The sequence below is a fragment of the Hymenobacter persicinus genome, from assembly GCF_004167665.1.
Lineage (GTDB): Bacteria > Bacteroidota > Bacteroidia > Cytophagales > Hymenobacteraceae > Hymenobacter > Hymenobacter persicinus.
On the sequence record NZ_SEWE01000059.1, the window covers coordinates 1 to 26,209 of the forward strand.

Consider the following 26,209-nt stretch of genomic DNA (forward strand, 5'->3'; position numbering starts at 1 on the left):
TGAGTAGGGAATGTGCAGGCTGAGCACTTCGGCCCGGGCCCGCAGCTCTTGCAGGGGCACCAGCACGGCGTTGCCGTCGCCGCCCACGGCCGGATCGGCGTCGTGGGCCAGCACGGTGCAGCCGAAAGCACTGAGGCGGCGGGCAAAGGAGCGGCCCATGTGGCCGTAGCCCAGCAGCCCGATGGTTTTGCCCCCGATTTCCTCCCCCCGGTTGGCCTCGCGCCGCCAGGAGCCGGAGCGCACCTCGTGGTCGGCGCGGGCCACGTTGCGAAACAGGGCCAGCAGCAGCCCCACGGCGTACTCCCCCACCGCGTCCCGGTTGCCTTCCGGGGCGTTGAGCAAAGTCACGCCCGCCGCGGCCAGGGCCTCCTCATCAATGTTATCGACGCCGGCCCCGGCCCGGGCCACGTAACGCAGGTGCGGGCCGTGGGCCAGCAGCGCCGCCGTGATGCGCAGCTTGGAGCGTACCACCAGCCCGTCGTAGGGCTGGGCGGCCAGGGCAGCGGGTACTTCGGCGGCCGTCAGGTCGGGGCGGTAGTGCAGCGTCACGCCGAGCGGCTCGAGCAGTTCGGGCAGCGAGGGATGCATTTCATCGATGACCAGGCAGAGTGACATAGCTATTCAGGCAATACTAAAGAATGACACGGCGCCAACCACTTTTTCTGAGTGGTCGGCTCACTTAGCCTCTACTCCTGGGGTTCGTCCACTACTGGCTCGAAGTCCGCGGTGCCACCGGCCCGGTGCTTTTCCACGTAGTTGGTCAGCCACACGAAGTCGGCCACGCCCAGCTGCTCGGCGCGCTTGTTGAAGATGGGGTCGGTGGTGACTTCGGCGCTCATGCCGAAGGGTTTCACGGCGTTGCGGAGCGTTTTGCGGCGGGTGGCAAAGGCCTGCTTCACCACCTTGAAAAACAGCTTCTCGTCGCAGTCGAGCTTTTCGGTGTCGTTGCGCCGCAGCCGCAGCACTGCCGACTGCACCTTGGGCGGCGGAATAAACACGTGGGGCGGTACCAGAAACAGCAGCTCCACGGTGTAGTAAGCCTGCAGCAGCACGCTCAGGATACCATAAACCTTGGAGCCCGGCCCCTCGGCCATGCGCTCGGCCACTTCCTTTTGCAGCATGCCCACCACCTCGCGCACCTGCTGGCGGTGGTCGAGCACCTTGAAGAAAATCTGGGTGGAGATGTTGTAGGGGAAATTGCCGATGATGCTCAGCGGCTCATTGTTGAACAGCTGCCCCAGGTCCTGCTTGAGAAAGTCGGCAGAGAGGATGCGGCCGTGCAGGTCCGGGAAGTTGCGCTCCAAGTAGGCCACCGACTCCCGGTCAATTTCGATGACGGTGGTCGTGTACTCGGGGTGCTGGAGCAGGTCGCCGGTGAGCACGCCCATGCCGGGCCCGATTTCCAGCACCTGGGTCACGCCGTCGGGCAGGCGCAGGGCTTCCACGATGCGGCGGGCAATATCGGGCTCGGCCAGAAAGTGCTGACCGAGGTGTTTTTTGGGGCTGACGTGGTCCATGGGCGGAAGCTGGGAAAGTGGAGCCGGGCGGCGGGCAGGTGGGCCGGGTAGCGGCCGGCAAATCTGGGAAGCTCGGCCCTGGCCCGCTTCCCTCTCCGCCGGCCGGCTTCCGGCTCCTTTAAAAAAACGCCTACCTTGCGCGGCCTAAATGGCCCCAAAGATACGTCCGTCTATGCCGATTCAACTAGCCACCGCCGCCGCCCTGCCCGCCCAGGCCGATTCCGTCTTCCTGCTGCCCGCCGGCGCTCAGGAGTTGCCAGCCGCCGTAGCCGACCTGCACGAAGCCGCCCGCCAGTACGTGGCCGACCAGCTCGCCGCTGATTCCAAGCTCATTACGGTGAATCATTACTCGCACCGGCACTACTTCGTGGTGGCCAGCGCCAAGGGCTCGGCCCAGCTGATTGCCGAAGCCATGCGCAAAAGCGGCCACCAACTCCACGCCCAGGTGAAGGCTGATAAAGTGGCAGAACTCTACGTGCAGGATCTGTCCGACAGCCCCGACGGCGCGCTGGCCCTGGCCCTGGCCGAGGGGCTGTACCTGACTTCTTACGAGTTTGAGGGCTACAAAACCGACGAGAAATCGAAAAAACCCGCCGCCCTGACCCGGGTGGTGCTGGTCGGCGGCGCCGCGGCCGAAGCCGTGCAGCAGCTCGACAACCTGCTCCAGGGCGTGTGCCTGGCCCGGGACCTGATCAACGCCCCGCTCAATAAGCTCAACGCCACCCAGTTTGCGGAGCGCATGGCCGAGGCCGGCGACGCGGCCGGCTACCAGACCGAAATCTTTGACCTGGTTCGCATCGAGGCCCTGCGCATGGGCGGCCTGCTGGCCGTGAATATGGGCAGCCCCGAGCCGCCCACGTTTACCATCATGGAGTGGAAGCCCGACAATGCCCGCAACTCCAAACCCTCCGTGCTGGTGGGCAAGGGCGTGGTCTTCGACACTGGCGGCCTGAGCTTGAAGCCCACGCCCGGCTCGATGGACATCATGAAGTGCGACATGTCGGGCGGGGCGGCCGTGACGGGCGTGCTGTATGCGCTGGCCAAAAACAAGATGCCGGTCCACGTTATCGGCCTGGTGCCCGCCACCGACAACCGCCCCGGCGGCATGGCCTACGCCCCCGGCGACGTGCTCACGATGTACAGCGGCCTGACCGTGGAAGTGCTCAACACCGACGCCGAGGGCCGCCTGATTCTGGCCGATGCCCTGGCTTTTGCCAAGAAGTACGAGCCGGAACTGGTCTTCGACATTGCCACGCTCACCGGCGCCGCGGCCCGCGCCATCGGCAAGGAAGGCATCGTGGGCATGGGCACCGCCGACGACGAGCAGATGCTGGCCCTCAAGCAGGCCGGTCAGCGCGTGCACGAGCGGGTGGTGGAGTTTCCGCTCTGGGATGAGTACGCCGACCACATCAAGTCCGACATTGCCGACATCAACAACCTGGGCAAGGGCGAGGCCGGCGCTATTTCGGCCGGCAAGTTCCTGGAGCGGTTCACCGAAGGCTACCCCTGGATTCACCTCGACATTGCCGGCCCGGCCTACCTCACCGCCCCCGACTCTTACCGCGGCAAGGGCGGCACCGGCACCAGCGTGCGGCTGCTCTACGACTTCCTGGTCAACCAGAAATAAGCAGCGCGTCCTGCTGAGCGCAGCCGAAGCATCTCGCGGGCTGGCGTTGCGCTGCTGAATTCTCTTGTTCAGCCATTTGCTCTGGCCCTGCCGGCGAAATGCGTCGCGTTGCTTAGCATGACGCTCTGATACCTAACCCCGAGTACCATCCAACCACCACCCCATGAGTAATCTGCCCCGCCTCGGTATTTCAGTCGGCGACCTGGCCGGCATCGGGCCGGAAATCATTTATAAAACCCTGCTCGACAGCCGCCTGCTCAAGTACTGCACGCCCGTCGTGTATGGCACGGCCACCGCGCTGTTCGATGATTTTCCCGCCGACCAGCAGGCTGAGCCCCTCACCTTCCGCCAGGTGCGCGCCGCGGCCGACATTGCCGCCGGCAAGCCCAACGCCGTTACTTGCTGGGAAGAAGACTTCACGCTCACCCCCGGCCAGCCCAGCGAGGCTTCGGGCCGCGCCGCCCGGCTTTCGCTCTTGGCCGCCGCCCGCGACCTGAAGGACGGCTTGCTCGACGCGCTGGTCACGGCGCCCATCAGCAAGGAAAACACCCAGGCCGACGACTTCCGCTACCCCGGCCACACCGAGTTCCTGACCAGTTTTTTCGGCGCCCCCGAGAGTTTGATGCTGCTGGCCAGCGAGGAGCTGCGGGTGGCCACCGCCACCGGCCACATAGCCCTCAAAGAGGTACCCGCCAAGCTGACCCGGGAGCTGCTCACGGCCAAGCTGCGCATCCTGCTGAAGTCGTTGAAGCAGGACTTCGGTATCGATAAGCCCCGGGTAGCCGTGCTGGGCCTCAACCCCCACGCCGGCGAAAACGGCCTGCTGGGCACCGAGGAGAAAGAGCTCGTCAACCCCGTAATCCAGCAGTTTCTGCAGGAAGGCCACCTCGTGTATGGCACTTTCCCCGCCGACGGCTACTTCGGTACCGGGCAGTTCCGCAAGTTCGACGCCACGCTAGCTCTCTACCACGACCAGGGCCTGATTCCGTTCAAGACCCTGGCCTTTGAGCGGGGCGTCAACTTCACGGCCGGCCTGCCCGTCATCCGCACCTCCCCCGACCACGGCACGGCCTACAGCCTGGCCGGGCAGTTCAAGGCCGACGAAACGTCGTTCCGCGAAGCCTTGTACATGGCCTGCGACCTGGTGCAGCAACGCAACAAGTACGCCGGCATCAAGCCTCTCATTCCGGGTCCGCCCCCGCGCGGCGGCCGGCACGAGTAGAGTCGAAGTATCCTTGTAACCCTGCTAATTGCCCGCTTCAAATTGCATTTGGGGTGGGCAATTGACTTTTTTTTCGGCGGCCTGCTTGCGCGCAGATTGCGGTTTAACCCGTTACTAACAAGGCACATAAACTGTATTAGCATAATTTCGTTTCTGCGTATCTTCTTTCCAAAAACGAAACTTTGTTTGCGGTTTCAAAACTCGGTCCGTAGCTTTGTAGTCGCAATGCGTGGGAAAGCCCGCGGCATTGGCTTGTTCACCTTGCTCGCATGACGCTTCAAACGCCCGCCGACTACCGTACTGCCCTGCGCCGCCTCGATGCGCTGGCCGCTGCCGGCGTGGAGGGCAATGCGGCGCTGGAAGCCGAGTTTCGGGAGCTGATTGTGGCCCTCGACGCCTACGAAGGCCAGCTGGGCCTGCTGCCAATTCCGACGCTACCAACCTCGCTGGCCGAAATGATTGAGCTCAAGCGGCAGCAGATGCGCCTCAAGCAAAAAGAGCTGGCCCAGCTGCTCGAAGTTCCCGCCGGCCGCCTCTCCCAGATTCTGAGCGGCAAGCGGCGCGTCACGCTCGACCTGGCCAAACGCCTCTACGAGCGGCTCGGCATCCCGTCCGACTTCATTCTCAAAAACGCCTAGCCTGCCGCCCACGTAGGCACTGACTTTTCAAAAACGGGGAAAACGTACTACTTTTGCCCCCTGCTATAGACTCAACCGTGAAAAAGGACTCGCAATACGATTTGGCAATTGCCAAGCTGGCCCACAAAACGCACCACTTTGCGTTTGAGCTGGGGCGCGACTTCTTCGCCCAGTTTGAGCAGAATCTGGTGCAGGACGGCACCCTCCACGCCGACGTGACGCTGGACAAAACCGACCGCCTCATCACCCTGGACTTTCACATCACCGGCACCGTGCGCCTCATCTGCGACCGGAGCCTGGATGAGTTTGACCAACCCCTCGACATCCGGGAGCAGTTGCTCGTGCGCTTTGGCGACCGGGAAGTGGAGCTCGACGACAACGTGCTGCAAATCACGCCCGAGACCCAGACCCTGCCCATTGCCCAGCACCTGTTCGACTACATCGGGCTGGCCCTGCCGATGAAGAAGCTGCACCCGCGCTTCCAGAACGAGCCCGACGAAAACCCCGACGCCGACAGCAAGCTCATCTTCACCACCCGCCAGCCCGGCGACGATGACGATGACGACGAGGCCGGCGACCCCCGCTGGGCCGCCCTGCGCAACCTGAACTAGGCACGCGGCTCTATTTACTTTTCAACACTCAACATTTACCTTTTTTTGACTCATGGCACATCCTAAACGCCGGACCTCCAAAACCCGCCGCGACAAACGTCGCACCCACCACCAGCTGACCCCGAAGGCAGTAACCATCTGCTCGAACACCGGTGAGCTGCACCTGCGTCACAAGGCCTACGTAGTGGACGGCGACCTGTACCTGCACGGCAAAGTAGCCATCAAGGACTACGCTCCCGTTGCTGCCGCGGCTGCTCCTGCTTCCGACGAAGAATAAGCTCCGCCAGGCCGGCTGTCCCGGCCCGTCTTCCCGACTCCGTACCTCTTGATACCTCGTACATGAAGATAGCCCTGGACGCAATGGGGGGTGATTTCGCTCCTCAGGCTGCCGTCGACGGCGCGGTGCTGGCCGCGGCAAAGCTGGCCGGCAAAGCTCAGATTGTGCTCATCGGCCAGGAAGAAGCCGTGCGCCCCATGCTCGAGCAGCATGGGGCCGCGGCCGCCAGCCTGGAGTTTGTGCACGCTTCCCAGATCATCGAGATGGGTGAGCATCCGGCCAAAGCCTACCAGCAGAAGCAGGATTCGAGTATTGCCGTGGGCTACCGCATGCTGCACGCCGGCGAAGTGGAAGCATTCTGCTCCGCCGGCAACACGGGCGCCATGCTCGTGGGTGCCATGTTTAGCGTCAAACCCGTTTCGGGCGTTATGCGTCCGGCCATTGCCAACTTCACCCCGAAGCTGGCCGGCGGGTTCGGCATTCTGCTCGACGTGGGCGCCAACGCCGAATGCAAGCCCGAAATGCTGGAGCAGTTCGGCGAGCTGGGCTCCCTCTACGCCCAATACGTGCTCGGCATCGACCGGCCCAAGGTCGGCCTGATGAGCCTGGGCGAAGAGGAAGGCAAAGGCACGGCTGTTACGCAGGCCGCCCATCAGCTGCTGAAAGTGAACCCCCACATTCACTTCATTGGCAATATCGAGGGCCGCGACCTGTTCAACGACAAGGCCGATGTCATCGTCTGCGACGGCTCGACGGGTAACACCCTGCTGAAAATGGCCGAGTCGATTTACGACATCCTCGACGCCAAGCAGATCCACGACCCGTTTTTCGACAAGTTCAACTACGAAGCCATTGGCGGCAGCCCCATTCTGGGCATCAACGACAACGCCATCATCGGCCACGGGGTGAGCACGCCGCTGGCCATCTGCAACATGCTGCTGCAGGGCTACCAAATGGCCGAATCCGGCATTGCGGATCAGATAAAATCTACTTTCAAGTCCTAGTCCCGAGTCAGCTTGCGTTTGTCGCGGGCTGACTTTGGCTTTTGCGCGTCTCAATGAAAATCACTGCCGCCGTTACCGGAGTGGGCTCCTACGTGCCCGACTACGTGCTGACCAATGCCGAACTGGAAAAGATGGTGGACACCACCGACGAGTGGATTGTCACCCGTACCGGCATCAAGGAGCGCCGGATTCTGAAAGGTGAAAACCAGGGCACTTCGGTCATGGGCATCAAGGCCGTGCAGCAGTTGCTGGACAAAACCGGCGTGAGCCCCACCGACATCGACCTGATTATCTGCGCCACCACCACGCCCGACATGGTGTTTCCAGCCACGGCCAACATCATTTCGGCCGGCGTGGGCGCTTCCAATGCCTTTAGCTTCGACATGCAGGCGGCCTGCTCGGGCTTCCTGTTTGCCCTGGCCACCGGCGCTCAGTACATTCAGAGCGGCATGTACCGCAAAGTCATCGTGGTGGGTGCCGATAAGATGTCGTCCATTGTGGACTACACCGACCGCGCCAACTGCATCATTTTCGGCGACGGCGCGGGCTGCATTTTGCTCGAGCCCAACACCGACGGCTACGGCCTGCTCGACCAGGTGCTGCGCACCGACGGCACCGGCGAACAGTACCTCTACCAGAAATCCGGCGGCAGCCGCCGCCCGCCGACAGCCGAAACGGTGGCCAACCGGGAGCATTTCCTCTACCAGGAAGGCGCCACCGTGTTTAAGTTCGCCGTCACCAACATGGCCAACGTGGCCGCCCAGGTGATGGAGCGCAACCACCTCACCAACGACGATGTGGCTTTCCTGGTGCCCCACCAGGCCAACAAGCGCATCATCGACGCCACGGCCAACCGCATGGGCGTGGGACCGGAAAAGGTGATGCTCAACATCCAGCGCTACGGCAACACGACCAACGCCACGATTCCGCTGTGCCTGTCGGATTACGAGTCGAAGCTCCGCAAGGGCGACAACCTGGTGCTGGCGGCGTTTGGTGGTGGTTTCACTTGGGGTTCCATCTTCCTGAAGTGGGCCTACGACCCCAAACCAGACCCGCAATCCGTCTGACCCACGGGCTAAACGCGGAAAACTCCTATACTTGTACTCCCGACGAGCCGCCCCGCCACTTTCCGGGTCGGCTCTTTTTTTAAAGCAACAATCAAAAGTCTGAAACAAAACGGGTAAGCCGGGTGGTGCGCCGCCTCACCCTTGCCACGAGTAGTTCCTGGTTTTTGATGCTCAATTTTAAATTCCCTCCCACCACATGGCCACCACCGCAGACTTTCGCAACGGACTGGTACTTGAGTACAACAATGACCTGTACGTCATTACGGAATTCCAGCACGTAAAACCGGGCAAGGGCCCCGCCTTCGTGCGCACCAAGCTCCGCAACATCAAAACCGGTAAGGTGCTCGACAACACGTTCAACGCCGGCGTGAAAGTCACCACGGCCCGCGTGGAGCAGCGCCCCCACCAGTTCCTCTACAAGGACGACTACGGCTACACGTTCATGGACAACGCCACCTTCGAGCAGGTGTCGTTGCCGGAAGCCATGGTGCCCTTCGCCGACCTGATGAAGGAAGGCCAGGAAGCCACCATCCTGTTTCACGCCGAAACCGAGCAGCCCCTCACGGCCGAGCTGCCGACTACCGTGGAGCTGGTGGTGACCTACACCGAGCCCGGCCTGAAGGGCGACACGGCTACCAACACGCTCAAGCCGGCCACGGTGGAAACCGGCGCCCGGATTCAGGTGCCGCTGTTCATTGATACCGACACCAAAATCCGCGTCAAGACCAGTGACTACTCCTATGTCGAAAGAGTCAAATAAGCAGCCGCAAAAGCCCACCCCCAGCGCCTCTATGAAAGCCAAAGAACTCCAGGACCTGATCGACTTCATTGCCAAGTCGGGCCTCAACAAAGTCAACATCGAAACCGAGGAATTTAAAATCTCGGTGCAGCGCGAGCCCAACACCAAGGTGGTGAGCAGCAGCTTTGCGGCCGCTCCGGCTGCCGCCGCTCCAGCCCCCGCCGCGGCTCCGGCCGCGCCCGCCTCGGCTCCCGCCGCCGCTCCGGCTGCTCCCGCCGCTGCCCCCGCGGCCAGCGCCAACCACGTTGCGCTGAAAGCCCCGATGATTGGCACGTTCTACCGCTCTAGCAGCCCCGATTCGCCGGTGTTCGTGAACGTAGGCGACCTGGTGGAAAAAGGCCAAGTGATTTGCATCATCGAAGCCATGAAGCTGTTCAACGAAATCGAAGCCGAGGCATCGGGCCGCGTGGTGAAGGTGATGGTCGAAAACGCCACTCCCGTGGAGTACGACCAGGCCCTGTTCCTGATTGAGCCGATGTAATTGGAGAAATCTGAGGGTCTTGGGGACTGAGGATTGTGGTTTTGCGAAGCCACCCTCGGTCCGCAAGACCCTTTCCTTTTCCCTCACCCAGGGCTTCCCCCCTACCCGTGGTTTTACCTGCCGGGCTTGGCTCCCCCACCACCGCCAAGACCCTCAGTTTCCAAGCTTTTAAGAACCCATGTTCAAGAAAATACTGATTGCCAACCGGGGCGAAATTGCGCTGCGCATCATTCGTACCTGCAAGGAGATGGGCATCAAGACGGTCGCCGTGTACTCGACGGCCGACAAGGAAAGCCTGCACGTACGCTTCGCCGACGAGGCCGTGTGCATCGGGCCGCCGGCCAGCGCCCAGTCGTACCTGAATATCCCCACCCTGATTGCGGCCGCCGAAATCACCAATGCCGACGCCATTCACCCCGGCTACGGCTTTCTGTCGGAAAACGCGGAGTTTTCGCGCATCTGCCAGGAAAACGGCATCAAGTTTATCGGGGCCACCGCCGAGATGATCAATCAGATGGGCGACAAGGCCACCGCCAAGGCCACGATGATCAAAGCCGGCGTGCCGGTAGTGCCGGGCTCCGACGGGCTGCTCGAGTCCGTGGAGCAGGGCAAGAAAATCGCCAACAAAATCAAGTACCCCGTCATCATTAAGGCTACGGCCGGCGGCGGTGGGCGCGGCATGCGCATCATTCACAGCGACGAAGAGTTTCAGAAAGCCTGGGACGATGCCCGCACCGAATCGAAGGCGGCGTTTGGCAACGACGGCATGTACCTGGAAAAGTACGTGGTGGAGCCCCGCCACATCGAAGTTCAGATTGTAGGCGACCAGTACGGCCGCGTGTGCCACCTCTCGGAGCGCGACTGCTCGATTCAGCGCCGCCACCAGAAGCTGGTAGAAGAAGCCCCGTCGCCGTTTATGACGCCGGAGCTGCGTGAGCGGATGGGCGCGGCCGCCGTGGCCGGGGCCAGCGCCATCAACTACGAAGGCGTGGGTACCATCGAGTTCCTGGTCGATAAAAACCGGGACTTCTACTTCATGGAGATGAACACCCGCATTCAGGTGGAGCACCCCGTGACCGAGGAAGTCATCAATTACGACCTGATCAAGGAGCAGATCAAGGTGGCGGCGGGCATCCCGATTTCGGGCAATAACTACGGCCCCAAGCTGCACGCCATGGAGTGCCGCATCAACGCCGAGGACCCCGCCAACGGCTTCCGTCCGTCGCCCGGCAAAATCACCGTACTGCACATTCCCGGCGGCCACGGCGTGCGCGTCGACACTCACGTGTACGCGGGCTACTCGATTCCGCCGAACTACGACTCCATGATTGCCAAGCTCATCACCGTGGCCCAGACCCGGGAGGAGTGCATCGTGAAGATGAAGCGCGCGCTGAGCGAGTTTGTGGTAGAAGGCGTCAAGACCACGATTCCTTTCCACCTCAAGCTCATGGACGACGAGAAATTCAAGGAAGGCGTGTTCACCACCGCTTTCCTGGAGACGTTCGACTTCTCGACCCTGTAAGGCCGCCGAACCCCATTGAAAGCTCCCCGACGCTGGCCGTTGGGGAGCTTTTATTTTCTTAGCTCCCTGAATTTCGTTTTATGGTGAAGCCATTGCTCCTTACCATGCTGATGCTGGGGTCCCTGTCGGTTGCCAAAGCGCAGTCCGCTACGAGCCCGGCTGAAAAACCGATGCTGCTGGCCGCACCGGGCACGGCAGCTCCTCTGCACCCGAATTACGCACTGGGTAACACCGGGTGGGCCTTTGTGCGTCTGCCCGCCCCGGCCCTGCTCGATGAGAAGTCGGGGGCCGTGCGCTTTGCTATTGTGGTAACGGAAGCCGGCAAAATCACCTCGGCTACGCCAACGGCCAGCACCGTATCGGCGGCCCAGGAAAAAGAGTGTCAGCAGGCGTTGCTGACCAGCAGCCTCAACCGGATTGAGGCCCAGGCCGCCCCCGGCACGTACTTCTACAACTTCCGCTTCACCATTAAGTAAGCCGCCCCGTTTCCGGAATATATCACTCTTGACCAGCGCACCAGCCCCCGCGTTATTTGCCTCGTCGGGACTCGAACGCAGGAATTTTCGAACGTAAAAAAAGGCCGACTGCCAAGTCGGCCTTTTTGGTGGGGGCTAGGTCAGCGGCGGGCTGTTGGTTTCAATTTCCGTGACCAGCTCTGCGTACCAGTCCTCGCCGTACTTGCGAATCAGCGGGTCCTTGAGAAACTGGTAGATGCGCACCCCGAGGTTGGCCCCGAAAGAGCAGGCCGGGTTGCAGATGTTCCACCGGTCGTAGTTCAGGGCCTCGAAGCCGTCGTACTTGCTGATGCGAATCGGATAGAGGTGGCAGCTGATGGGCTTTTTGAACGTGGTGGCCCCGGCCAAATAGGCCTGCTCAATGCCGCACTTGAGGATGCCCCGCTCGTCGTAGAGCGCGTAGGCGCACTCCCGGTCGTTGATGGTGGTCGTGCTGTAGTCGCCTTCCCAGTCCTTGATGTAGAGGCCCTGGGCCTCGATGGCCTGCTGCCCGGCTTCAGTCAAAAAGGGCTTGATGGCGGCGTACTCCTGCTCGAGAATCCGCAGCTCGGCGTCTTCGAGCGGGGCGCCCAGGTCGCCTTCCACGCAGCAGGCGCCCTTGCAGGCTTCGAGGTTGCAGACGAAGAAATTGTCGCGGATGTCGTCGGAAATGACGGTATTCTGGATGATAATCATGGCAGATGCGGGGAGGCGGAAGGCAAAGATACCGCTCTTTACGCCCTACTTGTCAGGTAGGACCATCAAATAATCATCAGCCAGCCTATCGCTACCAAGCTCAGCACCATCAGGTGCGCAGTCAGGCTGCCTTTCACAAAGCTACCGCGGTTGCCCAGCAGGAACAGTACCAGCATGGCCGCACCCCACAGGAGTCCGAGCCCAAGCAACAGGGCGCCAATCAGGAGCGGGGCCCCCGGATTGCACATGTCGGCCAACGGCATAAAACAGGATAAGACGATGCAGCAGCATAAGCTGGCAGCATAAAAGCCTACCGTTAGCAGAAACGCCTTCGACGCAGAATCAAGACTTAGGCCCGTAGAAGAAACCATATGCTGGGCGAAAACGGTTGCTAATGAAATCCAAAGTAACCAAAGATTTTAGCAGTCCGGCGCCGTAGCTTTTCGGCTGCGGCCCCGAAAGTCGTACCTTTGCCGGCATAGCCGAAGCGCTGATATTACCTGACGAATGGCATTAGATTACCAGAAACTTCTGAACCCCTCCCAGGCCGCGGCCGTGATGCAGATCGAGGGCCCGTGCATGATTATTGCCGGCGCCGGCTCGGGCAAAACGCGCGTGCTTACCTACCGCATTGCCAACCTGCTCGAGCAGGGTGTCGACCCGTTCAACATCCTGGCCCTGACCTTTACCAATAAGGCCGCCAAGGAAATGCGGGCCCGCATCGAGAAGGTCGTGGGACCCGAGGCCAAGAACGTGTGGATGGGCACTTTCCACAGCATCTTCGCCCGCATCCTGCGCTCCGAGGCCGACAAAATCGGCTTCCCCCGCCACTTCACCATCTACGACACCCAGGACAGCAAAACGCTGCTGGGCCAGATCGTGAAGGAAATGGACCTCGACGACAAGCTCTACAAGCCCAACATGGTGCTGGGTCGAATTTCGGCGGCCAAGAACAAGCTGATTTCGGTGCAGCAGTACCTGCAGGACCCAGTGATTCGCCAGGACGACGAGGCGGCCCTGCGGCCCAAAATCGGGGCCATCTACCAGCAGTACCAGCAGCGCTGCTTCAAGGCCGGCGCCATGGACTTCGACGACCTGCTCTTCAACACCAACGTGCTCTTCAAGGACCACGTCGACGTGCTCAACAAGTACCAGAACATCTTCCGGTACGTGATGGTGGACGAGTACCAGGACACGAACTACTCCCAGTACCTGATTACGCGCAAGCTCTCGGCCAAGGAGCGCAACATCTGCGTGGTCGGCGACGACGCGCAGAGCATCTACGCCTTCCGCGGCGCCGACATTACCAACATTCTCAACTTCGAGAAGGACTACCCCGAGCTGCAGGTGTTTAAGCTGGAGCAGAACTACCGCTCCACCAAGAACATCGTGCGGGCCGCCAACTCGGTGATTAAGAACAACAAGGCCCAGCTGCGCAAGGACGTTTTCTCCGACAACGAGGAAGGCACGCTCATCGAAGTCCTGAAGGCCGCTTCCGACAACGAGGAAGGCAAGCTGGTGGCCAATTCCATCTTCGAGGACAAGATGAACCACCATCTGTCCTACGAGAACTTCGCCATCCTTTACCGCACCAACGCCCAGAGCCGGGCCATGGAAGAGGCCCTGCGCAAGCTCAACATCAAGTACAAAATCATTGGCGGCCTCTCGTTCTACCAGCGCAAGGAAATCAAGGACCTGGTGGCCTACCTGCGCCTGACCGTCAACCACAACGACGAGCAGGCCCTGCGCCGGGTCATCAACTACCCCAAGCGCGGCATCGGCGACACGACCATCAGCAAGCTGATCAACACGGCCGAGGAGTCGAACCACACGCTCTGGGAAGTGGTCAGCAACGCCAACTCGTTCCTGACGGCGCGCATTGCCAACCCGATTGAGAACTTCGCCGAGCAGATCAAAAGCTACGCGGTGCTGGCCGGCAAGGAAGACGCCTTCGAAACGGCCAAGTTCATTGCCAAGAACTCGGGCATGATTGAGGAGCTCTACTCCGACAAGAGCATTGAGGGCCTCTCCCGCTACGAAAACATCCAGGAACTGCTCAACGGCATCAAGGCCTTCGTGGAGGACCCGGAGCGCGAGGAAAAGAGCCTGGCCGCCTTCCTGCAAGATATTGCCCTGGTGACGGATACCGACCTCAAGGACGCCAAGGACGAGGGCGAGTCAGTGACGCTGATGACGATTCACTCGGCCAAGGGCCTGGAATTCCGCAACGTCTACATCGTGGGCATGGAGGAAAACCTGTTTCCCTCGCAGATGATGATAACCTCCCGGGCCGATCTGGAGGAGGAGCGCCGCCTGTTCTACGTGGCCATCACCCGGGCCGAGAAAAAGCTCACGCTCAGCTACGCCACTTCCCGCTACCAGTGGGGCAACCTGCGCTCCTGCGAGAAAAGCCGCTTCCTCGACGAAATTGACCCCCAGTACGTCGACTTCAAGTTTTCTGCCGGCCCCGGCTCCGGCGACTCCCCCTTCGGCCACGTGGTGGAGCGGCGCAGCAACCTGCTGCCCACCCCGCCCCGCAAAACCGTGGCCACCAAGTACGTGGCTCCCGCCGACTTCAAGCCCTCCGACACCAGCAATTTGCAGACCGGGCAGCGCGTGGAGCACCCCAAGTTTGGCTTTGGCGCCGTCACCAAGCTCGAAAAGCAGGACGGCTCAGTGAAGGCCATTATTCAGTTCGAGGAGGTCGGCGAGAAGACCTTATTGCTGAGTTTTGCCAAATTGCGCGTCGTTAGTTAAGCGCAACCTAGTAACTTGTCCTTTTCTAAGGCTGCCGGCTCGCCCGGCAGCCTGTTTTTACGTACCAGGACCACGCCCACTGTTCCCGGCGTCCCTCCTACCCGTCGGTGCCTGCGCGCCGCCTCACCCAAGCTTTCCACCGCCGTTTTTTAGCGCGGCCTCGCCTTTTTCCAATGGCATTACCTTCCCCCTTCAAACACGAGCTGCTGCTGCGCGAATACGGTCAAAGCACCTACGAGCTCATCCAGCAGCTGCGCACCATCGACGACCGGGATGAGCGCACCAAGCGCGCCCAGCAGATCGTGCAGCTCATTTTCCGCCTCAACTCCTCGCTGCGCGACCAGCCCGACTCCCAGCAGAAAGTCTGGAACCACGTCTTCGAAATGGCCGACGGGGAGCTCGACATCGACGCGCCCTTCGAATTGCACAAGCTCGACATCCTGGCCAAGGAGCCCCAGCGCGTGGCGTACCCCAGCAAAGGCCCTAAGCTCAAGCCCTACGGCGCCAGCGTGGAAACCATGATTGCCCAGGCCCTGACGCTGGAAGATCCCGCCGAGCGGGAGCAGGCTACCATCACCATCGGGCGCACTATGAAGTTCTTGTACCGCTCCTACTCGAAGGAAAATGCCAAGGACGTCACCATTCTCAAGCATCTCAAGGAGCTGTCCGGCGGTAAGCTGGAGCTAGATCCTGCCAAAGTGGATGCCGAAGGATTGTTTGAGTTCAACTCCACGGCCACTGCTCCTGCCGCTAGTGGCCGGGCGGCTTTCATCGTGCCCCAGCCCCGCGCCGACCGGTCGGACCGCGGCGACCGGGAAATGCGCCGTGGCAACAACCGCCGCGACAAGCAGCGCCGCGGCGGCAAAAAGGGCCGCCAAGAGCCCCAGCAGCCCCCGCAGTAATTTTCGGTTTGGCGGCTATCGGCAGCAAAACCTGGCTTTTTAGCTGCTTTTTGTTGCTCAGTTTTTTACTATAAATCAAAAAGCTGCCCGTTCCCGGCGGTCAGCCAACAGCTTACCCAATGGCCTCATTTGAAGTAATCGGCGGTGCTCCGCTGAAAGGCGAAATCGTGCCGCAAGGCGCTAAAAACGAAGCCCTGCAGATTCTCTGCGCCGTGCTGCTCACGTCCGAACCCGTCACGATCAGCAATATTCCCGACATCCGCGACGTGAACAAGCTCATCGAGCTGCTCCGCGACATGGGCGTGAAAGTGGGCAAGCTGGCTTCCGACACCTACCGGTTCCAGGCCGACGCCGTAAACCTCGACTACCTCGACACGCCTGAGTTTGTGGCCCAGGCCGGTGCTTTGCGCGGGTCGGTGATGATTCTGGGCCCCATGCTGGGCCGGTTCGGCCGCTGCCAGCTGCCCAAGCCCGGCGGCGACAAAATCGGCCGGCGGCCCATGGACACTCACTTCCTGGGCCTGGAAAAGCTCGGCGGCAAGCTCACGCTCGAAGGCACTGACTTCTACCGCATCAAGGCGGAAAATGGCCTGACCGGCACGTACATGATGCTGGACGAAGCCTCCGTAACGGGCACGGCCAACATTCTGATGGCCGCCGCCCTGGCCCAGGGCACCACCACCATCTACAACGCCGCCTGCGAGCCGTATCTGCAGCAGCTCTGCAAGATGCTCGTGCGCATGGGCGCCAACATCAGCGGCATCGGCTCCAACCTGCTCGTCATTGAGGGCGTCACGGAGTTGGGCGGCACCGAGCACCGCATGCTGCCCGACATGATTGAAATCGGCTCCTTCATCGGCATGGCCGCCATGACGGGCTCGGAAATCACCATCAAGGACTGCCAGATTCCCGAGCTGGGCATTATTCCCGACACCTTCCGCAAGCTGGGCATTCAGCTCGAGTTCCGCGGCGACGACATTCACATTCCGGCCCAGCAGCACTACGAAATTGCCACCTACCTCGACGGCAGCATCCTGACCGTGTCGGACCACACCTGGCCGGGCTTCACCCCCGATTTGCTCAGCATTGTACTGGTGGTAGCCACCCAGGCCAAGGGGACGGTGCTGATTCACCAGAAGATGTTCGAGTCGCGCCTGTTCTTCGTGGATAAGCTCATTGACATGGGCGCCCAGGTGATTCTCTGCGACCCGCACCGCGCCACCGTTATCGGCCTCGACCAGCGCCAGAAGCTGCGCGGCATCACCATGACTTCCCCCGACATCCGTGCCGGCGTGGCCCTGCTCATTGCGGCCCTCTCGGCCGACGGCCGCAGCGTGATTGAGAACGTGGAGCAGATTGACCGCGGCTACCAGTTCATCGATAAGCGCCTGCAGGCTCTGGGCGCCCAGATCCGCCGCCTGTAGATTTTAGCTACCTCCCACGAAAAAGCCCGGCCCGCAAGCCGGGCTTTTTTGTGGGTCAAGCAGCCGGGCCGGGTTACCCGGGGCGGGTTTGCTGATCAAGGGTAACAGCTGCTTTTCTCACTCTTACTGCTTTTCCTATGAAAATGTACGCGTGGATAGTGTCCCTGGGGCTGGCTTGCGTAGCCTGCAGTGCCCCGAATCAGACATCAACCGCCGAGGACAAGGCGGCGGTGGAAGTAGCCTCCCTGCCGAAAGCCCCGGCCGAAGCTCCCGCGGCATTGACCACGGCCGATGCCGGCGGGCAGGCTGCCCCCGCTACCCCGGCCCGCGCGACAGCCGCTCCGGCCGCTTCGCGCAAGCTGATCTACCACGCCGAGGTGAGCATGAAAGTCTCGGACCTGGGGCGCGCCAACGCCCGTATCGACAGCCTCACCCAGGCCTACGGCGCCTACGTGTCGGATGCGGCTGAAACCCGGCAGGACGGAGAATGGGAGCACAAGATGACCATTCGGGTTTTGCCCGCGCAGTTTTCGGCCCTACTGGCCGGCCTCAATGGCCTGGGCACCATCGAGTCGAAGACGCTGAGCACCGACGACGTGACGGCTGAGCACGCCGACGTTTCGGCCCGGCTGCGGACCAAGCGGGCCCTGGAGCAGCGTTACGTGGCCCTGCTTAGCCAAGCCAAAAAGATATCGGACATCCTAGAAATTGAGCAGCAGATCGGGGAAGTGCGCGGCGACATTGAAGCCACCGAAAGCCGGCTCAAAACTCTCAACGACCAAGTTGGCTATTCCACCATCACGCTCACCTACTTCCAGGTGATTCCACTGGACACGCCCGACGCGCCGGTGCTGTCGTTTGCCAGCCGGTTCACCCAGGCCTTCTACCAAGGCTGGGAACTACTCACGGGCCTGGTGCTGGTGCTCGTCACGGCCTGGCCGCTGGTGGTGCTGGGCGGGGCGGGCTTCTGGGTCCTGCGCGCTTGGCGGCAGCGTCGGGAGCAACGGTCCCGCACTGCCTGAGTTCAACTAACCGATGTAATAAAAAAAGCCCCCGCCTAGTGAAGGCGGGGGCTTTTGCGTGCAATTAGTAACCGAAAAGCTAATCGATGACCATATCCACGACCGAGGTTACCAACGAAAGTACAATGCTGAAGAGCAGAGCGGCGAAGAACCCGTCGACGGCGAAGCCATTGAGGAAGTAGTCGGCCAGCAGCACGATAACGGCGTTGATAACCAGCAGAAACAGGCCCAGGGTCAGCACGGTGATGGGAAAGCCCAGGATTTTCAGGATCGGCTTGAGCACGGCGTTCAGGATGGCCAGCACAATTACCAGCAGGATGGCGTCGGTGAAGCCGTCGAGGTGGGCGCCGGGCAGAAATTTCGCCAGCACGAAGGTCAGAATGGCGGTCAGCAGGAGTTTGAGAATGAAGCCCATGGGAGAAAGGGTTTGGTAGGGAAGGTTGGGAAGAGGGAGAAAAAAGAAGTCCGACCCGCCGGGCGGCAGGTCGGACAACGATACGCAAAATTCCGGTGCGCGTTGGAGGCGCGGGCCTACTCGGCCACCGTGGCCTTGAGCCGGCCCTGCGACACGCCCATCCAGTGCGCCATCTGAAACAGCAGCCGGGCGCCCACAATGGCGTTCCACTCGGTGTCGCCGGGTGCCACTTCGTTCAGGTCGCAGCCGATGATGGTGCGGCCCGACTCCACGATGGAGCGAATCAGATACAGGGCTTCCTCAAACTCCAGACCGCCGGGCACGGGCGTGCCGGTGCCGGGACAGAGCTTGGGGTCCAGCCCGTCGATGTCGAAGCTCAGGTACACTTTGGGGGGCAACTGGGCAATGATTTTGCCGCATACCTTCTTCCACGACTTCTTGGCAAACCGCTCGTTCGACAAAAACCGGTTGTGGAACATGACCACCCGGCCGCCCGACTGGGCCACCAGTTCGGCTTCCTGCTGGCACAAATCCCGGATGCCGACCTGCACGAGCTTCTTCACCTGGGGCAGTTTCAGCGCGTTGTACATGATGGAGGCGTGCGAGTACTCGAAACCCTCGTAAGCCGGGCGCAGGTCGCAGTGGGCGTCGATCTGCAGGATACCGAACTCCTCGTGGCGCTCCGCCAGCGCGTGCATGTAGCCCAATGGGGTGCTGTGGTCACCGCCCAGCACGACTACGCCCTTACCGGCGTCGAGGTAGGCCCCGACTTTCTGCTGCAACCATTCCAGCAAGGCTTTGCCGCGGGTTCCGATTTTCTCGGTAGCCCCGGCAAACTTCTTGGCATCAGCGGCGGGCTGCCCGGCCTCGAGCCAGCCGATGTAGTCGGCGGCCAGCACGCGCAGCTCCCGGCTTTCGGCAGCCACTTTCTCGTCGGACTCTTCCATGGCCAGGCCCATGCGCCAGGCGTCGGGCAGGTCCGGGTCGTACAGATCTACTTGCAACGAAGCGTCGCGGATGGCCTCGGGGCCGTCGGCGGTGCCGGCCCGGTAGGAGACGGTTACTTCCCAGGGTACGGGCACGATAACCACCTGGGCTTCTTCCACGGTGAAGGGCAGCCCATATACCCCGCCGGCAGCGTCGCCGAGGGCGTTGGGGTCAAATTGAGCGAGTTTTTTCTCTAAGCTGGACGCGGCAGATTGCGGCATATGTTCGGGAGTTGACGGGGTAAACAGACGGGGAAAGTGCGAAAATAGAAAACTGTCCTGTCAGGCGGGCCGCGCCCCCGGCCATGAGCCGGGACGGGGGCCGCACCTGACAGGACAGCCTGCAGACACTGAACGAATTAGCGCACTAGGAGTTTTGCGCGCCGCCGAGGAAATCGTAGGTCCGGATAATTTCCAGGATTTTCTCGAACGTGGTGCGGTCGAAGAACAGCATCAGCGGCAGCTCCACCGAGTTTTCCTTGTCCGAGAACTGGGTTATAACCGAGAAAATCAGCGGCTGCACCATCGCCTCGTGCGTCATCAGGCTTCTCAGCGAATCGGCAATGTCGCCGCGGGGCGCCACGGGCGGTGCGCCGTAGATCTTGGCCTTCAGAATGTTGGCCAGCTGTGTGACCAGGGCGCCGGTGATGATGTTGCTAATTTCCAGCAGCAGCGACTCCTGCATCTCGTCAATCTGCACCGACTCGGGCACCGACATGCGCAGGCAGACTCGCGAGAGGCGCTGCACGTGCTGACCAGAGAAGAACATGAGCGTGGTGCCGTTGAAGTCCCCGCGGATGTCTGACTGAATCACGGCGTGCGTGCCGGAATATTCGTGCACCTTGTCGAGCATATTATGACCGGGCATAATATCCAGATTCGGAACTTCGAGCAATACTTTTTCCTGGGCAATGGTGGCGAAAGAATCAGCCGCCCGGGCCAAGCCTATGTTCAGAATCTCACGGATGATATCCCGCTCTAGTTCCGTCATGTGCAAATCCATAGGAGTCAGTCAGTTGAGTGGGGTGGCCTAATATGAAGCCACCCGAAGTCTGCAATACGTTTGTTACGGTCGCTTGGCTAGAAACAGTCGAGTTAGCGCCGGCACGTCGAGCACCAGGCAAACCTGGCCACTGCCCAGCAGCGTGACGCCACCAAACAGGTCAATCATATCCAGCGGCTTGCTCATCGGCTTGATAACAATGTCCTGCTGGCGCAGGAAACGGTCAACGATAAGGCCGAGCTTCCGGTTGTTGTAATTTACAATGATGATGTCCTGACGGCCCACCAGACTGCCTTTATTGGCCGTCGGCAGCACGCCGTCTTCGGAACTGTTGAGCAGGTCGTGCAGATTCACGACCGGAATGTTTTCGTGGAGCACCCGTGCCAGCAGCACTCCGCCGATAACGTGCATCTCGTCGGGCCAGAGCGAGACCACCGAATCGGTGTGCATGAGCGGAATGGCATAGCTGCGGTCCGCAATTTCAAACAGCAAGGCGCCTTTTACGGCAATGGAAGTCGGCAGCACCAGCGAGAACGTGGTGCCCTGCCCCAGCACCGAATCCACGCGCAGCTGCCCGCCGAGCGAGTCGATGGCCAGCTTCACCACGTCGAGGCCCACGCCGCGGCCGGAAATGTCGGTTACTTCCTTGGCCATCGAGAAACCGGGCTCAAAGAGAAAGGCCCGCACAGCATCTGCATCGAGGTTGCGGGCAGCCTCGGCAGTCGTCAGGCCGCGCTCCACGGCTTTCTTGCGCACGCTTTCCACGTCGATACCCCGACCGTCATCGATAACCTGAATCAGCACGTCGTCGCGCTCGGTCTGGGCCGACAGCGTGAGGTGGCCCTCAGCAGTTTTGCCAGCCTTTACGCGCACTTCCGGGGTTTCCAGGCCGTGGCCAATGGCATTGCGGACCAGGTGCAGCAGCGCGTCGGTAATAATCTGCAGGATGTTGCGGTCAATCTGAATGTCCTGACCCAGAATGGCCAGCTCCACGTCTTTCTGCTCGGCCGTGGCCACGTCGCGCACCACCCGCGGAAACTTGTTGAACAACGAGCCCACGTTCACCAGTCGAGCGTCCATGACGCTGTACTGCAGGTCGTCGGCAATGCGGAACAGGTGGGCGGCGGTGCTTTGCAGGGCCGGGTTGCCGATTTCCTGGCTCAGGGTCAGAATCCGGTCCCGGTCGATGATAAGCTCCCCGACCAGATTGAGCAGGTGGTCAAGCTTTTTGATCTGGATGTACACCAGGTCCGAAAGCTCGAGCTTGCGGGTGGCGTCCTCGTCGGAAGCCAAGTCCGGATCTTCCTCAAACACCGGCTCCTCGCCGTTGACGAGCCGCTCCAGGTTGGCCAGCAACGGGTCGGCATTCGCGGTTTTCTCGCCCTCCCCCACGGCCCGGATCATGCTGCCCAGCGTGTCGACGCCCGTAAAGAGCACCGGCACCAACGAGCCTTCGAAGGCCCGCTCCTTGCTGCGGATCAGGCCAAAGATGGTTTCCATGCGGTGCGCCACCTCGCCGATGTCGGAGTGGCCCATGGCCCGGGCATTGGCTTTGAGGTTGTGCATGAGCCGGAACAGCTCATTAAGGGCTTTTTCGTCGGCTGGGTCTTTCTCCAGCTCACTAATGTGCCGGCTCATGGCGTCGTAGTACTCCAACGCCTCGGCCATGAAAATCTCGCGGTATTCCTGCTCCCTTGACTTCATCGCGCAACGACTTGGGAAGAGGATACAATCGGTCCGGACCAGAGAAGACGGTTGGGGCCGCCAACGCTCCGGCTGAGGTGCTCGGCAATGTCGGCAAGGGGCAGCACGGTGGTGGCGCCGCCGGCTTCAATGACGGCCTTGGGCATGCTGAATACAGCCGATGTGGCCTCGTCCTGGGCAATGACCAAGCCCCCAGCCTGCCGAATACTCTGGGCTCCCAGCGTTCCGTCGGAACCCAGGCCAGTCAGCACGACGCCGGTGGTATTGCGCCCGAAGGCCCAGGCTGCCGACCGCATCAGTAGGTCAATGGAAGGCTCGTCGAGGGTGGGGCCGGCATCCGGCGCCAGCTCCATCTGCCACGACAGCCAAGCACCCTTCGCTACCGACCGAATCACGGAGTTTTGCCCGCCGGGAGCCACCACGATGGTGCCGGCCTGCAGCAGTGTGCCCGGCGTGCCGGCAATAACCGGCATGGACGCCGCCCGCCGCAGCCGCTCTACGAAGGAATCGGTGAAATGAGCCGGCAGGTGCACGGCCACCACAATCGTGGTGCCGGGTACCGGAGCCAACGTCGCGACGATGCGCTCCACGGCCGTCGTGCCGCCCGTGGAGCCCCCCAGCACCACCACCCGGTTGGGCGGCATCGGTACGGTTTGGGGTCGAGCAACGGGCGGGGCCACCGCGGCCGGCGCTTGCACGGAGCGGATTTTACGCAGCAAATCCCGGCGGTACGAGCCAAATCCGGGGTGCTCCCGGCTCAGTAGCGGCCGGATGTAGTCGAACACTCCCCAGCGGGCAGCCTCGCGCAACATCCCAGCCAGCGGCGTGGTGCTGCTGTAGAGCAATACGGGCACCGGCTGCTGCCGGGCCAGGCGCTCCAAGCCCAGCAACTGGTTTTCGGCGGCTATCACCAGGCCCGGCCGTAGGCGGCGGACTTGGGTCAGCAACTCGTCGGGACCCGCGGCTGCCCCGACTACCCGCAGATCGGGCTCGGCATGCAGCAGCTTGGTCAGTTCCATGCGCACCAAAGTGGGCAGGTCGCCGAGTAGCAGGGTGAAAGGGGCTGAAAATTCGTACACTGAACGGAGAAAACGCGCTGAAATCAGGCAAAGAAGGCGGCAGCCCACGTTGGGCGCCTACCGGGTGGCAAAGGCCGGAAATTAGGCTTCGGTAGAACCCGAATCGGCGTTCTGCAGGGCGCTGCCCACGATTTCGAGGACTTTCTCCTCCGAGAAGGGCTTCACAATGTAGGCCGTGGCGCCGCTTTCCAGGGCCTCGTTCACAATAACCTCCTGGCCCACGGCGCTGCACATGACCACTTTCACGTCCGGCTGCTCCTGACGGATACCTTTCAATACATCGAGGCCCGTGTTGTCGGGCAGAATAACGTCGAGCGTGATGAGGTCGGGCTTGGTAGCGGAAGCCATTTCCAGGGCCTGCTGGCCGTTGGCGGCTTCGCCTACTACTTCGTAGCCGGCATCGGTAAGCATATTCTTGAGCATCGTGCGCATGTAGAACGAGTCGTCTACGATGAGAATGCGGTTTTTCATACGGGTTGGTTCAATGAAGCGAAAAGAGGAAGAAGGGGGCGACGGTGCCGGAATCAGGCCTATGTACGGGGCTTGGCAGGTGAAGATTCTGATTTCGGCTGCAGCTGCATGATTTCCTCCGGGGTCAGCAGTTTGAGCATATCAAGCACGATAATGATGCGCTCGTCGACCTTGGCAATTCCTTCGATGTATTTGTCGTGAATGTTAATGTCCTGAATGAACTCCGGGGCCTTCTCGATGATGGAAATCGGAATCGACAGCGGCTGGGGCACTTCCCGCACCACGATGCCGATGGTGTAGTCCTTGGCCTCGACGGCCAGGGTGTACGTGACGCCCGTTACCGGCTCACTGGCCGAGCGCAGTTTGAAGCGTTCCTCCAAGTCGATGATGGCAATGATGTCGCCGCGCAGGTTGGCAATGCCCTTCACGAAAGCGGGGGTTTTGGGCATCCGGGCCACTTCCGGCGTCACGGTTACCTCTTTCACCTGCTCGATGCGGATACCGTATTCCTCCTCGCCAAGCCGGAACACGATAAGCTGAATGAGCTTATCCTGTTTGACTGTCTTTTTCTCGCTGGTTGATTCTGATTCAGGCATACCCAAAGGTATCAGGAAAGGGAGCCTGGAGTGCGTTGTAGCTCCAGGCTCCTTTCCGACGTGTTAGCGGATGATTATTTGGCTTTGCTCTTCGCGCGGCCCTTGGCCGGAGCCTTGCCGTTGCTGGCCACGGGCGTTTCGGCCGGTTGGTCAGCATCACGCCGGGAACGCCGGCGCTCAGCCGTGGCCGTTTTGCCGTTGCTTTCGGGCGCAGGCGCGTCGGTTACCGCTCCGCCCGACCGCCGCGAAGCAGCTTTGGTCGCCTTGGGCGCGGGCCGTTTGGCAGCGGGTGCGGCACTGGCGCTGGTCCGGGAGGCGCGTTCCGGGGCGGCGGGAGCGGCCGGCGCCGAGCGCTGGGCATTCATGCGGCGCAGGGTGCTGCGGCGTTCGGGCTCGGGCTCGGGCTCGGGCAGCATGTCCTCCATCAGCTGGAAGGCCGAGAGACCCACCTGCAGGTCGTCGGCAATGTCGGTCAGGTTCTGGCTCGAAGTAGTCAGCTCCGACATCGACGTGGACAGCTGCTTGGCCGTGCTGGCCACCTGCTGGGTGCCGGAGGCCGTCTGCTCGGCAATGGCTACCACTTCTTCCACGTACTTTACGACGTCGCCAATCGAGGTTTTCTGCACCTCAGTGGCCGTGAGAATGTCGCGGGAGGTGCGGAGCGTTTCGCCGCTGGAGGTAGCAATGTTCTTAAAGGCGCTGGAGGCTTCGAACGTGGCGTTCTTGCCCTTCAGTACCCGGCCTTCCATGGTCGAAATGGCGGTAGCGGCCGAAGTCGTATCCTTCTTAACGTCTTCTACCAGGGTGGCAATTTCCGAGGCCGACTTGCGCGAGCCCTCAGCAAGCTTGCGAATCTCCTCGGCTACTACCGCGAAACCACGGCCAGCTTCCCCGGCGCGGGCGGCTTCGATGGCGGCGTTCAGAGCCAGCAGGTTGGTCTGGGAGGCAATGTCGGTGATAACGCCCAGCGACTTGCTGATTTCCTGGGAACGGGTGCTCAGTACTTCGATGGTGCGCGAGGTCTGGGTGGCGGCGTTGGAAATTTCTTCCATGTTCTTTACCACCTCAGCCACCGTTTTCAGACCGAGCTGGGAAGTCTGCTCACCCAGGATTGCCGACTTGTTCACGATGTCGGCCTTGCCGGCCGTTTCCTTCGTGGCCTGCATGATTTCTTCAATCAGCTTAAAGGCCTGGTCGGTCTTGAGAGCTTGGTTCTGGGCACCTTCGGCCATCTGCTGCATGGCCAGAGCCACGTCGACGGTTACCCGGCTCATTTCCTGGCCCTTGGTCGCCATTTCCTCCGACGACTCCCCTACAATCTGCGAGGACTCGTTGATTTCGCCGAGCAGCTCGTTGAGGTTGTCCACGGCGATGTTCAGGGCGTTGGACATGGCCAGAATGTCGCCGGCGGTCTGGATTTCCACTTTCTGGGTCAAGTCCCCTTCCGAAATGGCGCGTACCACGCGGGATACTTCGAGTACGGGCGAGGCAATGGACTCGATCAGGTCGTTGAGGGTATCCACAATTTCCTTCCACGAGCCCGACACCCCGCCTACCGTGGCGCGTTCGGTCAGCTTGCCTTCCACCCCGGCCACCTTGGCTACCCGGCTTACTTCCAGGGCCAGGCGGTTCAGGTCGTCCACCATGCGGTTGATGGTGTCGGCCAGCTCAGCTACTTCGCCCTTGGCTTCGAGCTTGAGCTTCTGGGTCAGGTCACCTTTCGATACGCCGGTTACTACCTTCACAATGCCCCGCACCTGCGTGGTGAGGTTGGCGGCCATCGTGTTTACGTTGTCGGTCAGATCTTTCCATACCCCGCTCACGTTGGGCACGTTGGCTTGGCCGCCGAGGCGGCCTTCGGTACCTACTTCCTGAGCCACGCGGGTTACTTCGCC

27 protein-coding genes are annotated in these 26,209 nt (G+C 61.4%); 15 read left to right on the top strand and 12 right to left on the bottom strand.

Translation table 11 applies throughout. The features are described 5' to 3' along the window. On the bottom strand, positions 1-615 hold a 615-nt coding region (locus EWM57_RS18850), incomplete at its 3' end, for an NAD(P)-dependent oxidoreductase (RefSeq protein ID WP_129922864.1). A gap of 71 nt (positions 616-686) precedes the next feature. Beyond that, positions 687-1,517 (bottom strand): 16S rRNA (adenine(1518)-N(6)/adenine(1519)-N(6))-dimethyltransferase RsmA, encoded by an 831-nt coding sequence (gene rsmA / locus EWM57_RS18855; protein ID WP_129922865.1) that lies wholly within the window; start codon positions 1,515-1,517, stop codon positions 687-689. A gap of 172 nt (positions 1,518-1,689) precedes the next feature. Here rsmA and EWM57_RS18860 point away from each other — a divergent pair, with 172 nt between their 5' ends. From EWM57_RS18860 to EWM57_RS18910, 11 genes are all read left to right on the top strand, one after another. Beyond that, positions 1,690-3,144: a leucyl aminopeptidase family protein gene (locus EWM57_RS18860; protein ID WP_129922866.1), complete on the top strand. Its 1,455-nt coding sequence runs from the start codon at positions 1,690-1,692 to the stop codon at positions 3,142-3,144. Positions 3,145-3,307: 163 nt separating this feature from the next. Then, a complete protein-coding gene (gene pdxA, locus EWM57_RS18865; RefSeq protein ID WP_129922867.1) occupies positions 3,308-4,366 on the top strand; it encodes a 4-hydroxythreonine-4-phosphate dehydrogenase PdxA in 1,059 nt (352 codons plus the stop codon). Positions 4,367-4,635: 269 nt separating this feature from the next. Further along, positions 4,636-5,004: a helix-turn-helix domain-containing protein gene (locus EWM57_RS18870; RefSeq protein WP_129922868.1), complete on the top strand. Its 369-nt coding sequence runs from the start codon at positions 4,636-4,638 to the stop codon at positions 5,002-5,004. A 53-nt stretch (positions 5,005-5,057) separates the two neighbouring features. Beyond that, positions 5,058-5,615 carry a YceD family protein gene (locus tag EWM57_RS18875; protein WP_242510144.1) on the top strand — a complete coding sequence of 186 codons (558 nt, stop codon included), beginning with the start codon at positions 5,058-5,060 and terminating at the stop codon, positions 5,613-5,615. Between the two features lie 52 nt (positions 5,616-5,667). Further along, positions 5,668-5,892: a 50S ribosomal protein L32 gene (gene rpmF / locus EWM57_RS18880; RefSeq protein WP_129922870.1), complete on the top strand. Its 225-nt coding sequence runs from the start codon at positions 5,668-5,670 to the stop codon at positions 5,890-5,892. 62 nt (positions 5,893-5,954) lie between these two features. After that, positions 5,955-6,896, top strand: coding sequence for a phosphate acyltransferase PlsX (plsX, locus tag EWM57_RS18885; RefSeq protein ID WP_129922871.1), 942 nt, complete (start codon positions 5,955-5,957; stop codon positions 6,894-6,896). A 53-nt stretch (positions 6,897-6,949) separates the two neighbouring features. Continuing rightward, positions 6,950-7,963 carry a beta-ketoacyl-ACP synthase III gene (locus EWM57_RS18890; protein WP_129922872.1) on the top strand — a complete coding sequence of 338 codons (1,014 nt, stop codon included), beginning with the start codon at positions 6,950-6,952 and terminating at the stop codon, positions 7,961-7,963. 196 nt (positions 7,964-8,159) lie between these two features. Beyond that, on the top strand, positions 8,160-8,723 hold the full coding sequence (gene efp / locus EWM57_RS18895) for an elongation factor P (protein WP_129922873.1): 564 nt from the start codon (positions 8,160-8,162) through the stop codon (positions 8,721-8,723). Positions 8,724-8,754: 31 nt separating this feature from the next. Then, on the top strand, positions 8,755-9,243 hold the full coding sequence (gene accB / locus EWM57_RS18900; protein WP_129922874.1) for an acetyl-CoA carboxylase biotin carboxyl carrier protein: 489 nt from the start codon (positions 8,755-8,757) through the stop codon (positions 9,241-9,243). A gap of 178 nt (positions 9,244-9,421) precedes the next feature. Beyond that, complete coding sequence (accC, locus tag EWM57_RS18905) at positions 9,422-10,765, top strand: acetyl-CoA carboxylase biotin carboxylase subunit (protein ID WP_129922875.1); 1,344 nt, start codon at positions 9,422-9,424, stop codon at positions 10,763-10,765. Positions 10,766-10,875: 110 nt separating this feature from the next. Further along, a complete protein-coding gene (locus tag EWM57_RS18910; protein WP_129922876.1) occupies positions 10,876-11,241 on the top strand; it encodes a hypothetical protein in 366 nt (121 codons plus the stop codon). A gap of 135 nt (positions 11,242-11,376) precedes the next feature. Here EWM57_RS18910 and EWM57_RS18915 read toward each other — a convergent pair whose 3' ends face one another. Then, positions 11,377-11,955, bottom strand: a complete 579-nt coding sequence (locus EWM57_RS18915) for a DUF3109 family protein (RefSeq protein WP_129922877.1) — start codon at positions 11,953-11,955, stop codon at positions 11,377-11,379. 65 nt (positions 11,956-12,020) lie between these two features. Then, positions 12,021-12,218: a hypothetical protein gene (locus EWM57_RS18920; protein ID WP_129922878.1), complete on the bottom strand. Its 198-nt coding sequence runs from the start codon at positions 12,216-12,218 to the stop codon at positions 12,021-12,023. A gap of 244 nt (positions 12,219-12,462) precedes the next feature. On the opposite strand from EWM57_RS18920, the gene EWM57_RS18925 reads away from it, so the two are divergent. The 4 genes from EWM57_RS18925 (at position 12,463) to EWM57_RS18940 (ending at position 18,060) form a co-directional block, all read left to right on the top strand. Beyond that, on the top strand, positions 12,463-14,712 hold the full coding sequence (locus EWM57_RS18925; RefSeq protein WP_129922879.1) for an ATP-dependent helicase: 2,250 nt from the start codon (positions 12,463-12,465) through the stop codon (positions 14,710-14,712). Between the two features lie 173 nt (positions 14,713-14,885). Further along, complete coding sequence (locus EWM57_RS18930; protein ID WP_129922880.1) at positions 14,886-15,614, top strand: DUF4290 domain-containing protein; 729 nt, start codon at positions 14,886-14,888, stop codon at positions 15,612-15,614. Between the two features lie 119 nt (positions 15,615-15,733). Next, positions 15,734-17,038 (top strand): UDP-N-acetylglucosamine 1-carboxyvinyltransferase, encoded by a 1,305-nt coding sequence (gene murA / locus EWM57_RS18935; protein WP_129922881.1) that lies wholly within the window; start codon positions 15,734-15,736, stop codon positions 17,036-17,038. Between the two features lie 137 nt (positions 17,039-17,175). Continuing rightward, positions 17,176-18,060: a DUF4349 domain-containing protein gene (locus EWM57_RS18940; protein ID WP_129922882.1), complete on the top strand. Its 885-nt coding sequence runs from the start codon at positions 17,176-17,178 to the stop codon at positions 18,058-18,060. 79 nt (positions 18,061-18,139) lie between these two features. Here EWM57_RS18940 and EWM57_RS18945 read toward each other — a convergent pair whose 3' ends face one another. The 8 genes from EWM57_RS18945 to EWM57_RS18980 form a co-directional block, all read right to left on the bottom strand. Further along, entirely contained in the window at positions 18,140-18,475 is a 336-nt protein-coding gene (locus tag EWM57_RS18945; RefSeq protein WP_129922883.1) for a phage holin family protein, read from the bottom strand. Positions 18,476-18,591: 116 nt separating this feature from the next. Next, positions 18,592-19,683, bottom strand: coding sequence for an agmatinase family protein (locus tag EWM57_RS18950; protein ID WP_129922884.1), 1,092 nt, complete (start codon positions 19,681-19,683; stop codon positions 18,592-18,594). Positions 19,684-19,828: 145 nt separating this feature from the next. Continuing rightward, positions 19,829-20,464 carry a chemotaxis protein CheC gene (locus EWM57_RS18955; RefSeq protein WP_242510145.1) on the bottom strand — a complete coding sequence of 212 codons (636 nt, stop codon included), beginning with the start codon at positions 20,462-20,464 and terminating at the stop codon, positions 19,829-19,831. A gap of 63 nt (positions 20,465-20,527) precedes the next feature. Then, a complete protein-coding gene (locus EWM57_RS18960; protein WP_129922885.1) occupies positions 20,528-22,168 on the bottom strand; it encodes a chemotaxis protein CheA in 1,641 nt (546 codons plus the stop codon). Continuing rightward, on the bottom strand, positions 22,165-23,247 hold the full coding sequence (locus EWM57_RS18965) for a chemotaxis protein CheB (RefSeq protein WP_129922886.1): 1,083 nt from the start codon (positions 23,245-23,247) through the stop codon (positions 22,165-22,167). Before EWM57_RS18965 ends, EWM57_RS18960 begins: the two co-directional genes overlap by 4 nt. An 81-nt stretch (positions 23,248-23,328) precedes the next feature. Continuing rightward, positions 23,329-23,718: a response regulator gene (locus tag EWM57_RS18970; RefSeq protein ID WP_129922887.1), complete on the bottom strand. Its 390-nt coding sequence runs from the start codon at positions 23,716-23,718 to the stop codon at positions 23,329-23,331. Positions 23,719-23,777: 59 nt separating this feature from the next. Next, positions 23,778-24,314: a chemotaxis protein CheW gene (locus EWM57_RS18975; RefSeq protein ID WP_129922888.1), complete on the bottom strand. Its 537-nt coding sequence runs from the start codon at positions 24,312-24,314 to the stop codon at positions 23,778-23,780. 74 nt (positions 24,315-24,388) lie between these two features. After that, positions 24,389-26,209: methyl-accepting chemotaxis protein (locus tag EWM57_RS18980; RefSeq protein WP_129922889.1), on the bottom strand; the 1,821-nt coding region annotated here is incomplete at its 5' end.

Coding starts and splice junctions, on each gene's coding strand:
- EWM57_RS18860 (WP_129922866.1), top strand. CDS start 1,690: ATGCCGATTCAACTAGCCACCGCCGCCGCCCTGCCCGCCCAGGCCGAT.
- rsmA (WP_129922865.1), bottom strand. CDS start 1,517: ATGGACCACGTCAGCCCCAAAAAACACCTCGGTCAGCACTTTCTGGCC.
- EWM57_RS18915 (WP_129922877.1), bottom strand. CDS start 11,955: ATGATTATCATCCAGAATACCGTCATTTCCGACGACATCCGCGACAAT.
- plsX (WP_129922871.1), top strand. CDS start 5,955: ATGAAGATAGCCCTGGACGCAATGGGGGGTGATTTCGCTCCTCAGGCT.
- EWM57_RS18970 (WP_129922887.1), bottom strand. CDS start 23,718: ATGAAAAACCGCATTCTCATCGTAGACGACTCGTTCTACATGCGCACG.
- accC (WP_129922875.1), top strand. CDS start 9,422: ATGTTCAAGAAAATACTGATTGCCAACCGGGGCGAAATTGCGCTGCGC.
- EWM57_RS18940 (WP_129922882.1), top strand. CDS start 17,176: ATGAAAATGTACGCGTGGATAGTGTCCCTGGGGCTGGCTTGCGTAGCC.
- EWM57_RS18910 (WP_129922876.1), top strand. CDS start 10,876: ATGCTGGGGTCCCTGTCGGTTGCCAAAGCGCAGTCCGCTACGAGCCCG.
- efp (WP_129922873.1), top strand. CDS start 8,160: ATGGCCACCACCGCAGACTTTCGCAACGGACTGGTACTTGAGTACAAC.
- rpmF (WP_129922870.1), top strand. CDS start 5,668: ATGGCACATCCTAAACGCCGGACCTCCAAAACCCGCCGCGACAAACGT.
- EWM57_RS18950 (WP_129922884.1), bottom strand. CDS start 19,683: ATGCCGCAATCTGCCGCGTCCAGCTTAGAGAAAAAACTCGCTCAATTT.
- EWM57_RS18960 (WP_129922885.1), bottom strand. CDS start 22,168: ATGAAGTCAAGGGAGCAGGAATACCGCGAGATTTTCATGGCCGAGGCG.
- accB (WP_129922874.1), top strand. CDS start 8,755: ATGAAAGCCAAAGAACTCCAGGACCTGATCGACTTCATTGCCAAGTCG.
- murA (WP_129922881.1), top strand. CDS start 15,734: ATGGCCTCATTTGAAGTAATCGGCGGTGCTCCGCTGAAAGGCGAAATC.
- EWM57_RS18925 (WP_129922879.1), top strand. CDS start 12,463: ATGGCATTAGATTACCAGAAACTTCTGAACCCCTCCCAGGCCGCGGCC.
- pdxA (WP_129922867.1), top strand. CDS start 3,308: ATGAGTAATCTGCCCCGCCTCGGTATTTCAGTCGGCGACCTGGCCGGC.
- EWM57_RS18870 (WP_129922868.1), top strand. CDS start 4,636: ATGACGCTTCAAACGCCCGCCGACTACCGTACTGCCCTGCGCCGCCTC.
- EWM57_RS18955 (WP_242510145.1), bottom strand. CDS start 20,464: ATGGATTTGCACATGACGGAACTAGAGCGGGATATCATCCGTGAGATT.
- EWM57_RS18920 (WP_129922878.1), bottom strand. CDS start 12,218: ATGCCGTTGGCCGACATGTGCAATCCGGGGGCCCCGCTCCTGATTGGC.
- EWM57_RS18945 (WP_129922883.1), bottom strand. CDS start 18,475: ATGGGCTTCATTCTCAAACTCCTGCTGACCGCCATTCTGACCTTCGTG.
- EWM57_RS18975 (WP_129922888.1), bottom strand. CDS start 24,314: ATGCCTGAATCAGAATCAACCAGCGAGAAAAAGACAGTCAAACAGGAT.
- EWM57_RS18930 (WP_129922880.1), top strand. CDS start 14,886: ATGGCATTACCTTCCCCCTTCAAACACGAGCTGCTGCTGCGCGAATAC.
- EWM57_RS18890 (WP_129922872.1), top strand. CDS start 6,950: ATGAAAATCACTGCCGCCGTTACCGGAGTGGGCTCCTACGTGCCCGAC.